At 34.5% G+C, this 14,751-nt stretch carries 9 protein-coding genes; 5 read left to right on the top strand and 4 right to left on the bottom strand.

Annotated elements, in window-relative coordinates; all coding sequences use genetic code 11:
• The first annotated feature begins 115 nt into the window (after nt 1-115).
• The 3 genes from BUB25_RS13470 to BUB25_RS13460 all read left to right on the top strand — a co-directional run bounded on the left by BUB25_RS13470 (nt 116) and on the right by BUB25_RS13460 (nt 5,818).
• Nucleotides 116-1,462: a thioredoxin family protein gene (locus BUB25_RS13470; protein WP_072945231.1), complete on the top strand. Its 1,347-nt coding sequence runs from the start codon at nt 116-118 to the stop codon at nt 1,460-1,462.
• A gap of 78 nt (nt 1,463-1,540) precedes the next feature.
• A complete protein-coding gene (locus BUB25_RS13465) occupies nt 1,541-2,863 on the top strand; it encodes a thioredoxin family protein (RefSeq protein WP_072945230.1) in 1,323 nt (440 codons plus the stop codon).
• Between the two features lie 129 nt (nt 2,864-2,992).
• Nucleotides 2,993-5,818, top strand: coding sequence for a M16 family metallopeptidase (locus BUB25_RS13460; protein WP_072945228.1), 2,826 nt, complete (start codon nt 2,993-2,995; stop codon nt 5,816-5,818).
• 657 nt (nt 5,819-6,475) lie between these two features.
• Here the strand turns inward: BUB25_RS13460 and BUB25_RS13455 are convergent.
• The 4 genes from BUB25_RS13455 to BUB25_RS13440 are packed head-to-tail and all read right to left on the bottom strand — an operon-like array spanning nt 6,476 to nt 13,599.
• Nucleotides 6,476-6,880 carry a response regulator gene (locus BUB25_RS13455; RefSeq protein ID WP_072945227.1) on the bottom strand — a complete coding sequence of 135 codons (405 nt, stop codon included), beginning with the start codon at nt 6,878-6,880 and terminating at the stop codon, nt 6,476-6,478.
• On the bottom strand, nt 6,870-7,526 hold the full coding sequence (locus tag BUB25_RS13450) for a response regulator (RefSeq protein ID WP_072945225.1): 657 nt from the start codon (nt 7,524-7,526) through the stop codon (nt 6,870-6,872). Before BUB25_RS13450 ends, BUB25_RS13455 begins: the two co-directional genes overlap by 11 nt.
• Entirely contained in the window at nt 7,523-7,963 is a 441-nt protein-coding gene (locus BUB25_RS13445; RefSeq protein WP_244533833.1) for a response regulator, read from the bottom strand. The genes BUB25_RS13450 and BUB25_RS13445 overlap by 4 nt, the downstream gene beginning before the upstream one ends.
• Nucleotides 7,964-7,968: 5 nt before the next feature.
• Nucleotides 7,969-13,599: a PAS domain S-box protein gene (locus BUB25_RS13440; RefSeq protein ID WP_072945223.1), complete on the bottom strand. Its 5,631-nt coding sequence runs from the start codon at nt 13,597-13,599 to the stop codon at nt 7,969-7,971.
• A gap of 386 nt (nt 13,600-13,985) precedes the next feature.
• Between BUB25_RS13440 and BUB25_RS13435 the strand changes: the two genes are divergently transcribed.
• A complete protein-coding gene (locus tag BUB25_RS13435; RefSeq protein ID WP_072945221.1) occupies nt 13,986-14,180 on the top strand; it encodes a hypothetical protein in 195 nt (64 codons plus the stop codon).
• 18 nt (nt 14,181-14,198) lie between these two features.
• Nucleotides 14,199-14,570, top strand: coding sequence for a hypothetical protein (locus BUB25_RS13430; RefSeq protein ID WP_072945219.1), 372 nt, complete (start codon nt 14,199-14,201; stop codon nt 14,568-14,570).
• Nucleotides 14,571-14,751: the final 181 nt, after the last annotated feature.

Below are 14,751 nucleotides of genomic sequence, written 5' to 3'. Positions count from 1 at the left end.
TTATAACAGTGTCACTCTCTGTCAATATTACTGCGTCATATAGTTAAAACCTCATAAAAACGCACTTGTGGTTTTGAAACTACAAAATTAACTAATCTTAACAAAAACCAAATTTATGAAGAAAGTAGCGGTTGCTATAGCCCTTTTCCTGTCTATGCAGATAGGACAATTACATGCTCAGGGAATTCAATTTGAGCATATTTCATTTGAAGAAGCTTTAAAAAAAGCTAAAGAACAAAATAAATTAATTTTTATTGACTTTTATACTGTTTGGTGTGGCCCTTGCAAAGCCATGACTAAAAATGTATTCCCAGATCCAAAAATTGGCGAATTGTTCAACAAAGAGTTTATCAATATAAAACTTGATGCTGAAAAAGAAGGTCTTCAAATAGCCCGAAAATATGAAGTAACGGCTTATCCTACCTTGATGTTCATCAATGGCGAGGGAAAAATGGCATACAAAAAAGTGGGTGGATTAGACATTGAAAAAACCTTTAAAATGGGAAATAGTGCTTTAAATTCAATTAAAAGTGACTATAGCCTTGCCAAATTGAAAGAGTTGTTTCCAAATAAACAAAATGACGAAGATTTTTTAAAGCTGTACATGAACAAAATGATAGATTACGGCGAAAATCCAACAGAAGGAATTGAAGCTTGGTTGAAAATCCAAACAGAAATCAACGAAAATGACGTTGATATGATGGAGTTCTTAATGGACAACAGCAAATACCTTATTTGTGACGGTAAAGCCGATGAAATATTGACTGCCAACATGAATGAATATCTAGATATTGCTACCCGAGCAGAGGAAAAACAGCTTAAAAGAATGAGGTCTAGCCTTGTTAATAATACAAGAAAAGCAGCCTACCAAGACAAAAACCCAGCCTTATTACGCAGTTTTATTACAAATTGGAAAAAACTTCCCAGCGATGAAAATGGAAAATATGGTAATCTAGCAGATTTTGAATTAGATTATTTACTGTTTACCAAAGATTATAATACCTACAAAAAACAAGCAGAAGCTTATTTAGACAGTATTGTCTCTGCCAAGCCACTTACCCAAATACGTATCGATGACAAGGCAATCTATGAAACATACAAAAAGGAACAAGGCGGTCGTAGAAGTTTAATAGGAGACGCCATCTTAGAAAGTCTTGAAAAAGGAAAAGAGGCGACTATGCAAAAATCAGCTATCGAAAAAGTGGGGTACAATTATTTAGGTCAATGCAAAAGTAAGAACGATTATAAGCGTTTGATGGCTTGGATTGATTATGGGACAAAATTAGTAGCATTAGATAATGGGATGGACAATTTAAAAGCTCGCGCTTTATACCATCAAGGTCGCAGTAAAGAAGCCATTAAATTAAGAGAGTCTGTTTTGGCAAAAATTTCCAAAGGCGACAAAAGCTATTCCTTCTTGCAGGCTGAGCTGGTAAAAATGAAAAATGGAGAGAAATTATAATTTTTAAGAATATAACCTTTGTATCAAAATGGATTCATTTTTTAAACATCTTGATGCTTTACATTAAAAATAATCGTAATGAAAAAAACATATAGCATAGTACTATTGATGGTATTTCCAATACTATTAATGGCGCAAGGAATAAAATTCGAACATGGCTCTTTTAACGAAGCCCTTAAAAAAGCAAAAGCAGAAAACAAATTATTATTTATCGATGGTTATGCTGTATGGTGTGGTCCATGCAAAAAAATGGCTACAACAGTATTTTTGGAAAAAGAAGTTGGCCAATACTTTGATAAGAACTTAATTGCCCTAAAAGTTGATGTAGAACGTGGGGAAGGACCAGCTCTTAAACGTAAATATGGTATCACAGGATTGCCTGGTTATGTTTTCATAGACGGAGATGGAAATGTTGTTTATCGTTTCAACTCAGCTATGCCAACTGCAAAATTTATGGAAGAAGTAAAATTAGCAGTTTCATATGCAAAAGACCCTAATAGCGTAGGTCGTTTGGCCGAACGTTATGAGTCAAAAAAAAATGACGAAAAATTTGTTCGCTCTTATTTAGACAGACTTAAAGAAAGCAAGTCAACCAATTATACTGATGTCCTTGAATATTATTTAAACATTCAAAAAAGCATTGACGAAACAAGCAAAGAAATGGTTGTTTTACTAGCAGATCACAGTAATGAAATCGTGTTTGGAGGAAAAGCTGATAAAATTATCCAAAACAACTTGGGGTCAGATGCCTGGAAACTGTATGTACGCAAAGATGTTAGAGAAGCCTTCCAAAAGCTAAAAAAGAATATGATTGAAAACACTACTGATTATGCAGTAGCCAAAAAAGACACTACCCTTCTGGAATTAACAATAGACCGTGCTATTCAATCCGGTGTCAAAGTTGATGAAATGCAACGCAAAAGAATCTACACCTTCTATTATCTTCAAGCAGGTGAAGGATCTAAATACAAAGCTTTAGTGCATAATGACAATGACACCTATATCAATAGCATTGATGCAAAGTCATTACGCAATCAATATATCGAATGGAAAAAAAATACAAATGACGGAAAGATAAAAGGAATAACACCCCATGCTGACAGAATAAGCAACGAAATATCCTACATGACTCAAAATTATGCTCGTTTTGCCGAAACAGATCAAGATAAAAAAGATATTATTCGCTGGATGAAAGTAAGCTATGATATTATGCCTGGAAACTCAACAATAATGAGCTCCTACGCAAACCTTTTATACCTGTTTAGCAACAATAAAGCAGAAGCAATTGCTATTAAAGAAGAAGCATATCAGATTGCGCTTAATTCGGATGATAAAAATGCCGATGGTATAAAAACTGATATAGAAACAATGAAAGCAGGAAAAACCATTTATTTAAAATAGTAAGCTGTTTACGTAATATTATAATTCTTAAAGACAGGGTAATTTTACTGCTTTTACAAAATAAAACTTAACGTAAAAAACAATAACAGAATATCCTTTTTTTTACAAAAAAACAATAAAATAAACTTTATGCATAGATTTAAATTATTATTCATATTCATTGGAGTTATAGGCTTCAGTCCATTTGCAAATGCCCAACAGTTTACTGATTTATCCCAACAGATCCCTTTTGATTCTTCAATCAGAAAAGGTGTTTTACCTAATGGACTTACTTATTACATAAAACATAACGAAACCCCAAAACAACAAGCCAGCTACTATATTATTCATAATGTAGGTGCCGTTTTGGAAACCGATGCCCAAAATGGTTTAGCGCATTTCTTGGAACACATGGCGTTTAACGGAACCAAGACTTTTCCCGGTAAAAGCTTGCTCAACATGCTCGAAAATCACGGGGTAAAATTTGGTAAAGATGCCAATGCTTATACCTCCCAAAATGAAACGGTGTACAACATCAGCCGTGTACCCTCGACCAATCCTAAATTAATAGATTCCTGCCTAATGGTACTGCGAGATTGGTCAAACAGCCTGACACTTGACACTAAAGAAATCGATGCGGAACGCGGGGTCATAACAGAAGAATGGAGAGGAAAACAAGGTGCAAACTTTAGAAATCAAGCTAAATTAAGACCTACAATGTACAATTACTCTATTTACTCTGAAAGAGATGTAATTGGTAGTATGGATGTAGTCAAAAATTTCTCCCCAAGCGAATTACGAACTTTCTACCACGATTGGTATAGAACTGATTTACAAGCCATAGTCATTGTTGGAGATATTGATGTTGATGCCGTAGAGCAACAAGTCATCAAACTTTTCTCGTCCATACCAGTTGTAGACAATCCGAAAAAAAGATTTTTTGCAACCATCCCAGACAACAAAGAGCCCCTGTACGCTTTGGTTACCGACAAAGAGAATAAAAATATGGAGCTTTCCTTATTAATTCGCAGTCTAAACAAATATGACAATACCTTGGCTAATTTACGTGAATTCTATATTAGTAAAATATTCAACGCCCTTATAAAAGGAAGGTTTCAAGAGATTACACAAAAAGGAAGAGCCCCCTTTATAAATGGCAGTATCAGTTATGGCGCCCTGGTTAGAGGATACAATGCATTCAGAATCACTGCAGCTTCCAGTCCCGGAAACGAGGCACGAGCATTTGAAGCCGTTTACACCGAACTACAAAGAGTAATCAAACATGGTTTTACCCAAACGGAACTTGATCGCTTAAAGACAAATATCTTGGTTGCTGAAGAAAACGGCTATATAAAACGTGATCAAATCAACACGGAAGATTACTGTAGCTCTATCAAAAAGCACTTTTTGAATCAAATATCAATTCCTGATGCCGAGTTCTCTTATCAATTTGCAAAAGAAATAATTCCAACTATTACAGTAGAAGAAGTTTCTGCAATGGCCAGCCAGTTTTTAACAAGCAACAATCGCAGCTATTCCGTTGTTGGTCCCGAAAAAGCAGGTTTAAAAGCCATAACGCTAAAAGAAATGGAAGATGTTATAGCTAAAGTAGAAAAGAAAGAAATCGCCCCCTACGTAGACAACACACCTATAGATGCGCAACTTCTCAGCTCAACACCTACTCCGGGTACTATCATAAAGGAAAAACAGCTACCTGAGTTCAAGGCAATAGAATGGACTTTGTCCAATGGAGCCAAGGTGGTGTATCGTTTTGCCGATTACCAAAAAAATTCGGTTGCCCTAAAGGCTACAAGTTATGGTGGTGCATCAATCTATGAATCGAAAGATATTCCATCCATTGGAGCCATTTCAAACTATGCAGACAGCTTTGGAATTGGTCAATTTAATGGAGACCAATACAAAAAAATTATGTCCGGAAAATCAGCAAATTCCAAATTTAGTATTGATCCTAACGGCGAATCCATTTCTGCCACATCTACACCTGCCGACATCGAAACTATGTTGCAATTAGTTTACATGCGTTTTGAAGAACCTCGTTTTGATAAGGAAAAATTCAACAACATAATGTTCCGCAACTATAAAGAACTCAAGAGTCAAGTTAGAAATCCACAATCCATTATAAAAGATACTTTACGTTCTATAGAAGCCAATGGAAATCCACGATCATGGATGTTCAACAAAAAATATTTGGATGCGATAAATTTTAATCGCATGCAGGAAATTTACAAAGAACGTTTCTCCAATGCCAGTGATTTTACCTTTTTTATTGTTGGAGATATCGATGCAGCAACCTTAAAACCATTGGTCGAAAAATATATTGGATCCATCAAAGGAACCGGAGTGACCGAAAAATGGGTTGACCATGGCAATTATTTCCCTAAAGGACATAACCAACACCGTGTTGCAGTACCAATGACGGAACAAAAAGCAACAGCACTTTTAAAGATAAAAGCAGAAGCAAAATACTCGCGTGAAACTGTGGTACATCATACCATATTAGGATCTGTGCTTAATCTTCGTTATAACGAAAATATTAGAGAAAAAGAAGGAGGAACTTATGGTGTTCGCGTAATGCCTGGAGCCACACTTATTCCTAAAACGAATTTATCTTTGGATATTACTTTTGATTGCGACCCACAAAAAGTGGATTATTTAAAAACATTGGTATACCAAGAGCTCGACAATATTCAGAAAAAAGTGCTGCAATCTGACTTGGATAAAGTAGTGTTGAACATGAAAAAAAATTCTGAAAACGGTAGGGAAAACAATAGTTATTGGATGACCGCTTTGGAATGGTATTACAATTCTAACGAAAACATGTTGAAACCGTCATTCTTTGATGAAATAATCAATACGGTAACCACCAAGGACATAGAAAAAGCAGCCGCAAAATTTCTTAAGAAGGCAGATATAATGGACGTTATTATTGTTCCAAAAAATAATGAACAGTCCTAAAATGAGTTGACCTTTAAAATAAAGTCACTGCCTTAAATGTGTCTAAGTTATTAAAACTTGGGTTAGATTTTTTATAAAGTCTAACCCTTTTTTTATTTACAATTAATAATTCATTGAGAATAAGCCCCGCTTTAGGTTTTGATAAAGAACTTTCAACTACCCTCATCAGAGAAACTCTGGTGAATTTATTGATGTACGGCAATTATTTTTCTTCTGCTAAGCAAGGGATACATAGAGAGTTTTTTTTCTTTGTTTATCAAGGTATAGAAAACTGTAGTTAGAAACGTACTTGATTAAGGTGAAAAAACCGGTCAAATTGACCACCCTATTCCAATTTAAATTGACCACCAGTTCCGAAGTAAAATGACCACCTGCATTTTTTATTAAAAACTACTTTTTTTCATCTGTTAATTACAGTATTAATGATGATTTATTTGTTGAACTGAGTCGTAAAGGAAATTGTTGGGATAATGCTGTAGCGGTAAGCTTCTTCAAATCTTTGACCCGAGCACAGCCAACAGACGAAGCAATACATTGAAACTGGATACAACAAAAAAAAAGACATTGATTTGCCTATTTTACGCTCGGGTCTACTTTGAATTATGCAAGTATTGAAGAATTTAACAATCAAATTAATTACAAAAATGTAGCTTAACTTTAAACTGCAGGTTTTATGTGCATATCCAATATTTCGGTAATATCAGCAATGGATAGTGGTTTGTGATAAAATTTTTTAACAATTGAGTATTTTTTGGACCTTTCAATATCTGGTTTGTCTGTAGATGATGACAAAATATACAAGGCTACATTTTTGTAATCATTAAGCTTTCGTGATTGTATTTCATCTAAAAATCCCCACCCATCCAACAAAGGCATGTTTAGGTCTAAAAGAATAATACATTTAGAAAATTCTCCTTGATGCCCATTTAATTTTTCCAAACCAACTTTGCCGTTTTCACAATGAATAAATATCAAAGTACTATCCATTTTACTCATCATTTTTTCAATGATAAAACGAACAATCGGATCGTCATCAATTATGTATATCGTTTTATTCAACATTGTTATTCAATTGGATTTCTTGAGCTTCTTCTGTGATCTTTTTTACAACAGCATCCATTTCATTTGATGAAATTCTAAGTTGCTTTAGCCAAAACATCAAATCATCGAGTTTCTCTTTCTCGGTTTCAATCAAATTGATAATACCCAATATCCGTGCTAAAGGGGCTCTTACTACATGAGACTGTGTCCATGCAATTTTCCTGAGTTTTTCATTTTGTGCTTCGATATGCATAACATATTGACTTCTACTAAATGCAAATTCAATACTCTTATGAAGAATACTGGGTGTTACTTCATCTTTAACCAAAAAATCATCTATCCCTAGTTTAAGACTATCTTTAGCTAAGTAAAGATCGGTATAACCCGTTAAAATGATAACGGGCACCTGCACATTCTCAGCAATTATTTTTTGAATTAACTCTAAACCTGATAAGTCAGGTAAATGTAAATCTAGAAGTATTAAGTTAATGTTATCTTTCGTTGGATTATCTGTAAATTCTTTATAGTCACTAAAAGTCTTACATCTTTTTATTTGAACAGTTCTAAATGTTTCTATAAGGTAATCTTCAATTAATACAAAATCACCATCATTATCCTCTAGAACAAGCACAGATAATGTTCTTTTGATTTCTTGATATTTTTTCATTTAGAAAGTGTTGTTAGCTGAAGCCAAAATTCTTCAATTTTTAGAACTGCCTTGATAAATTCTTCCATTTCCAAAGGCTTTTGAATATAACTGTTGCAATATTTATTATATGCCTTTTCTATATCCCCTTGACAAGAAGATGTGGTCAGCATGATGACAGGAATTTTTTTTAAGTATTCATCTTGCTTAATTATGGCCAACACTTCATGACCACTCAATATTGGGATGTTAATATCCAGGAGAATCAAGTCAGGTTTTAGTGCGTCTGAAAAATCCCCTTTACAATAAAGGAAGTCTAATGCCTCTTGTCCATTTCTAGTTACACTGACCTGAGTTTGAAACTTACTCTCTTCAAAAGCATCGAGTGTGAGTAAAACATCACCCTCATTGTCCTCTACAAGAAGAATATGTGCTAATTTCAAATTATTTGTATTCATAGTGTCTAATTTTTAGTTTTTAAAATTGTGAAATAAAACGTTGTCCCTTCTCCCACTTTTGATTCAAGCCTAATTTCACCTCCAAGAAACTCCACGCTACGCTTTGTTACAGACAATCCAATGCCTGTCCCTTCATAATCTTTCCTGTTATGTAATCTTTGGAAAATTATGAATATTTTTTCATAAAATCTTTCATCTATCCCTATACCATTGTCTTTTATTGCAAACTCATAGAAATCACCTTTTTCTCTTACACGAACATCTATAATTGGTGGCATATTCTCTTTACAATATTTTAATGCGTTATCCAATAAGCAATGGAATATTTGTGTAACAGCAGCCTTATAAGTGACCAAAACAGGAAGGTCATCATAACTTATTATAGCATTCTTTTCTTCTATTAACTTTCTTCTTAGCAGTAAAAACTCTGATAATATTTCATTCAGCTTTATAGGTTCTTTTTGTTCAGTAGGGCTGTTGGCTCTGGAATAAAGCAATAGATCCAGTATGATTTGTTTCATTCGCTTGGCTCCATCAGTGGCATAATGAATGTACTGTAGTGCCTTATCATCAAGTTGATCAGCATATTTCCTTTTCAATTGATCCATAAAACTAGTGATCATCCTGAGTGGTTCCTGCAAATCATGAGAAGTTATAAAAGCAAATTGCTCCAGTTCTTCATTAGATCTTTGCAGTTCTTTAGTTTGAGTCTCCAATTTTTGATTGATTTCTAATAACTTTTCTTCTTGTCTTTTACTTTCAGAAACATCAGTCATTGCACCTATCATTCTGATAGCTTTACCCTTATTTTTCCTTATAATTAATCCTCTGTCGATGACATGAACAATATTTTCATTATCATCAATTACTCTATACTCTGCTTCCCAACGATTTATTTTCGGGTCAATTATTGATTTCTCGATACTTTCTTTTAACTTTTGGATATCATCCGGATGAAATTTATCCTGCCAAAATTGTTCTCTTTTTAACTCCCGGGAGGTATTACTTCCAAAAAACTTATAGATATTATCAGATCTATAAAATTGATCATTTACTATATCCCAGTCCCATATGGCATCATTGGTTGCCTCTGTGACTTTTTCAAAACGTTCGTTGGCTTGTATTAAACGTTCATCAGCTTCTTTTCTAAGGGTAACATCAGCAAAATAAATGGAAAGACCAGTTGCAGATGGATAAGCATTCACTTCAAACCATTTACCCAACGTTTCATATTTCTCTTCAAAACGTACCTTTTCACCAGTTTTTAATGCATAATGATATTGTCTATAAAAATCAGAATCAATAGCGTCAGAATAAACTTCCCAAAGATTTTTTCCAAGTATAAATTCCTTTGCAAGCCCTAAAAACTTTTCAGCCTGTTTGTTCCAATATGTAACTATCCAGTCATTACTTACAGTAAAGAACGCATCACCAATACTTTCCAGAATATTATTTTTTTCTTCGTAAGCTTTTGCCAATTGTTTTTCACTTCGTTTTCTTTCGGTAATATCTCTAAAGAAAATAGACAGTCCGTTGGAAGATGGATAAATGTGGTTTTCGAACCATAAATCATTCGGCTCATAATACTCTTCAAAATAAATATACTGTTGAGTTGCCATTGCTCTCTCATAAGCTAAATGAAAAGGCTTATTGAGTCCCTCAGGAAATTCTGTCCAGATATGCTTACCAGTCATTTCTTTCGGGTTTAGATTGAAAATTTCTCCCGCCTTTTTATTCATATAAGTATAGCGCCAATCGCTATCTAAGGCAACAAATGCCTCTGTTATGCGTTCTAAAATTCTGTTTTTATCATTAAGTGCCTGAACTAATTGTTCTTCTACCACTTTTTTATCATGGATATCCTGCAAACTTCCGAAAATTTTGGTGCATATATTATCCACTCGTTCACTTTGTCCTATACAGCGCACCCATCGTTCATTGCCCCTGGCCGTAATCAATAACAGTTCTTCATCAAAGTTGATTCCTTCTTTAATTAGTTTATTTATGGCCTCTAGAATACGTTGTTTACTTTCCTCCGTATAAAATTCAAAACCACTAGTAAGGGATGGATTATAGTTGATATCACATTCCATTATTGCCTTGGTCATTGATGACCAGTACATAGTGTCACCATTCTGGTTAATTAAATCTACTTCCCAACTACCGATTCGGGCCATCTGAGAGGTTTGATCTAACAACTCATCTCGTTTTGTTTCTTCTGTTACATCCAGAATAACAGAGTTAAATACAACAGTACCATCTACAAGAAAACTTGGAGTACCATAGCCTAAATGGGTTTTAATTTCATTATTAGGCATTACATATTTCCACTTGTTTTTCCAAAGTGATTTAGTTTCAATTGATTGAGCAATACTTTTTTTATGTTCTTCTAAACTCCCTCCTTTTTCAATCTGTTTCCAAATTTGCTCATTGTTTTGCATTGCCTCTTCGGCAGTAAAGCCCCAAATATTTTTTGCTCCACTACTCACACGTTTAAGTTTATCTCTACCATCGGGGTACAGATAAAATTGAAATACAACACCTGGTAAATTATTGGATAGCGATTGTAGACGAAATTCGGTTTCTTTAATTTCTGAAATATCCTGCAAACTGCCGGAAATTCGTTTCGTTATCCCATTGAACCTTTCCACTTTGCCAATGGCTCTTACCCATCGCTCTCTTTTATTATTTGTAACGATTACTGCTTCAAAATCAAACTCTGAGCCATCTTCTAAGCTTTTACTGATCAAATTGGTAATCATAGGACGAAAATCTTCACGGTAGAAATTGATAGACATAGCAAGATCAGGTGAAAAGTTTTTCGAATCGGTTTCGTGTAGCTGGTGTACCATATCAGACCAAAAAGCCTTGTTCTGTTCAAAATCTACTTCCCATGAACCTATTTTAGCTATTTTGTTGGTTTGTGTATTCAGATTTCTCAGTTTGTTTTCTTCTGTAATGTCTTTGGCCGATATGTATATTAATTCTTCTTGCGGATTAAAAACGCATTGCACACTCAAAACGATAAAATGACCCGTTTTAGGGAGAAACCTTGCTTCAAAAATTTGATTAATGATACCGTTCTGAAACGACTGTAAAACATCAGACAACCTGAACAAATCTTCTGGAAAAATAATGTCCTTTAGAGAGTTTTTAAGCAGTTCTTCCTTAGTGTATCCAAGCAGCTCTGAACCGGCCTTATTGATGTTCAAAAACCTGCATTGTATGTCGGCAATTCCTACTATATCAGGAATTGCATTATATAAGTGTTTTAAATCGCCTTCCAGTTTTTTGCGATTAATTTCAGAAGCCACAAAACTTTCAAGCCGTTGAATAATGTTGCTGTATTTTTCAAGAAAACGACTATCATGATTAGAACCCAGAACTAAAACGCCAATTACCTCTTCTTGAAAAAGCAGCGGAATACCAGCAACTGAATTCAGCTGCAACTGCTTGCTTAGTTCTGTGCGAAGAAATAGGTCATTCATAGTTTTCTTATCCCATATTTGTCGATCTTTCAGTTGCCAAACTTTTCCCAGAAGACCTTTTCCTTTAACAAACTTTTGAGTTGAGTTATCATTTATTGTGGCAGTATTATGTGTATGTGTCTGACTGAATAGTTGTAGATGACTTCGCTCCAGATTGACACACCATATTTCAACTAAATCGAATTTACCGAACGCTTGTATGCTTTCACTGACATTTTTACAGGCATCTTCAAGTCCATCTTCTTCACTAAAATTTTTGCTTATTTCAGCCAACAAAGCAAGTTCCAGCTCTTTGTTTTTTTGTTCAGTTATATCTCTTTCAATTGCTATCCAGTGAGTGTACCAACCAGTTTCATCCGCTACAGGTGTTACATTAAAATGTACCCAAAATTCATCTCCATTTTTTTTATAATTTATGGTAGTTATTTCATATTCGTCCCAATTACGCAAAGCTTTTCCAAGCTTAGATAAAGCCTCAAAATCAGAATTAGGGCCTTGCAGAATACGTGGCGTTTTACCAATTACTTCCTCAGCAGTATAGCCAGTCATTTTTGTAAACGCTTCGTTTACATAAATAATTCTGTGGCCTGTCTCATCAAATGGTTCGGCTTCAGTAATTAATACTGCATCGTTGGTGTTGGTTATTACACTGCTTAATAATTTTAGTTGTTGCTCTTCTTGTTTTTTCTTTGTAATATCACGTGATACAGAAAGCAGTTCTTTAACGTCTTCACCTGTTTTTTTTATGGGCGACACTAATACGTTCCACCATTTGGGGTTACCTTTAGCTGTAGGGCAAAAAGCCGTAAACTCCACCGTTTCACCAAGTAGTGCTTTTTCTACCGAACTTTTCACCAATAGTTCATTATCCTTACCCCAAAGCGTCCACCATTCTTTATTTTTAAATTTGGTAAAATCGTCAATCTCCATTAAACAAAACCCATTGAGATTCATATACTGGATTCTACCTTCCGCATCAATTACTTTTAAACAATCAGGACTGCTCTCCAGAAGCGTTCGGTTAAACAGTTCATTGGCTTCCAATTGTTTCCTTGTGTCAATTTTATCCGTTACGTCCCTTGAATTGGCCACGATGCCTTTTACATCGATATTGTCAAGCATATTGGTTAGTACTGTTTCAACCCAACGCCATTCCCCTTTACTATTTTGAAAGCGAAACGGCTCAACCTTAACTGTTTTTTCCTCCATAATTTTTTGTAGAAACTGCAAGGTCTTTTCTCTATCGTCCGGATGGATAAAATCGAAAGCATTTTTCCCGATAAAATTTTCAGGAACTATCCCAAAAATAGAGGTACTTGTTGGGCTAACATAAGTGTAATTACCATCTAAATCTAATATGCCAATTAAATCAGAACCTTCCTGTACTAATGCTTTGAATCGATTCTCATTTTGTTCCAACGATTCTTTTTGTTTTATCGTTTCCTTTACATCCCTTGCTACACAGTACATAAGCTTGTAAACTCTATCCCAGCGGGCAGACCATAGGTTATATGCTATGCTACCATCTTTTCTTTTGTATCGGTTAACAAAAGGTTTTACTTTTTGACCTGCAATAATTGCTTCCGTAGTTTGGTTTGTTTTTGCAATATCTTCCTCTAGTACCAACCGTACATAGGGTGTATTTAAAAGCTCTTCTGCTGTATATCCCCAATGCGATTTTGCTCCTTCACTTACGTAAACAAAATTTCCCCCTTCATCAATAGTACAAAAAACATCTAATGAAGCCTCCATCAACGATCTAGCTTGATAATTTTCTTGAACAATGCTCGTTACATCAGTATTTCGACAAGCTACACTTTGGACATTACCGTCTTTATCTTTTATTGGCAAGAAAGAAATTTGGCCATATTGTTTCTCATTGTTAAATGGGTGGAAGAAATGTTCTTCAATTGTAAAAGAATCTCCTGAAAGGGCTCTTTGGTAGTAAGCTTTCCACTTTTCAATATATCCCTCACCCAGTCCTCCCTGTAAAATTGAAGTATTTAGTTCTTTTTCCACACCCTCTATTTCCTTCGTCAGGTTGAGATAGGATTTATTGGCATAAATCAAATGTAATTTATGGTCAACCATCCAAATCAAGTCTTTAGCTTGGTCGAATAGGAGATCGCTGTATTGTTTACTATTCATTTTTCAATTTTATAATAAGGTTGTAAAAGTGCCACCATAACATGAGTAAAAATGACTCTTTTGATTTTTGAGCTTTGGCTCCTTTGTCAAGAAAAACCAAACGTTCCATTTAACGTGTGGTTTTTACCCTGTGCCCTAACGTTCTGGCATTACAGCCGGTTTGGAACTAAATTAAGCTCATTCTTCGGATTTGCCACCCGAGCCTAGCGAACAGGCGAAGCAAATAATCCCAAATAGAACCCGAGGCTGAAAGCCAAACCGGCCGGAGACAAACCATCTTTCCCTTAAGCCAATTGCCTAAATCCGTTATAGCTACTGTTGAACTAAACCTTCAATAGCACTTACCGAGATTTTGTACTTTACGAATATAACCAAAAAATATAATTATGGTCGCAAAAAAAAAAGCAGCAGAATTAAAAAGTTATTACTGGACAGAAAATGCCAATATACGCGAAGAATCAATAGAGTTTGATGAATCCGGGTATATTGGAAATGCAATAGTTGGAATAGTAGAACAAAATGGAATTCCTGTTGAAAAAGTTGATGTGCATTCAAATGAAACGAATGTAAATGGACAATAATATAGTCTAAGCTTACAAATGCACTGGGAAACTAATGAAATAAAAAAGAAAGGAGATTCAATCGAAATTAATGATACAGGTAAGATTAAATTAACACCGCATACACAAACACTGACTAAATCAAATGCGTCATTTTCAATACATGGAATAAATTACTCCAGAGGCTTATTTCCTGAATACAGTTTTAACGCTAAAAAGAATGTTTTGCTTTGGCCTTTTCCCATGTTAATCGTTCTTGACCTAAACGGAAATAATGATTTAGATCTCAATTCAGCTAGAAATGAAATCGTATTAAATGAACTATGGAATTCTTTTGAACAAAACCTTGCATTTATCATTTGCAAAAAACTATCAGAAAATTTAAAGGAAGAATATATCAATATTATATAGTCTGTTTCGGGCAAATTCAAAAAGCGATAATTTTTTAGTTGGATTAGAAAAAGCTGAGGAACTTTTAAAAAATCAATAACAATAGAAATAGCATCTAAGGATGCTTTTCCACTTTACCATTTAGCCAAAAACATGAACGATTATATAGAGAAATTATCCAAAAGAACTGAAAGATTATATT

The sequence above is a fragment of the Flavobacterium granuli genome (genome assembly GCF_900129705.1).
GTDB lineage: Bacteria > Bacteroidota > Bacteroidia > Flavobacteriales > Flavobacteriaceae > Flavobacterium > Flavobacterium granuli.
Note: the sequence above shows the minus strand (reverse complement) of the source record. Positions and strands in the feature narration are given on the sequence as shown.

Excerpts from the sequence above, each read along its gene's own strand:
- BUB25_RS13470 (WP_072945231.1), top strand. The coding sequence starts at position 116 with ATGAAGAAAGTAGCGGTTGCTATAGCCCTTTTCCTGTCTATGCAGATA.
- BUB25_RS13465 (WP_072945230.1), top strand. The coding sequence starts at position 1,541 with ATGAAAAAAACATATAGCATAGTACTATTGATGGTATTTCCAATACTA.
- BUB25_RS13460 (WP_072945228.1), top strand. The coding sequence starts at position 2,993 with ATGCATAGATTTAAATTATTATTCATATTCATTGGAGTTATAGGCTTC.
- BUB25_RS13455 (WP_072945227.1), bottom strand. The coding sequence starts at position 6,880 with ATGTTGAATAAAACGATATACATAATTGATGACGATCCGATTGTTCGT.
- BUB25_RS13450 (WP_072945225.1), bottom strand. The coding sequence starts at position 7,526 with ATGAAAAAATATCAAGAAATCAAAAGAACATTATCTGTGCTTGTTCTA.
- BUB25_RS13445 (WP_244533833.1), bottom strand. The coding sequence starts at position 7,963 with ATGAATACAAATAATTTGAAATTAGCACATATTCTTCTTGTAGAGGAC.
- BUB25_RS13440 (WP_072945223.1), bottom strand. The coding sequence starts at position 13,599 with ATGAATAGTAAACAATACAGCGATCTCCTATTCGACCAAGCTAAAGAC.
- BUB25_RS13435 (WP_072945221.1), top strand. The coding sequence starts at position 13,986 with ATGGTCGCAAAAAAAAAAGCAGCAGAATTAAAAAGTTATTACTGGACA.
- BUB25_RS13430 (WP_072945219.1), top strand. The coding sequence starts at position 14,199 with ATGCACTGGGAAACTAATGAAATAAAAAAGAAAGGAGATTCAATCGAA.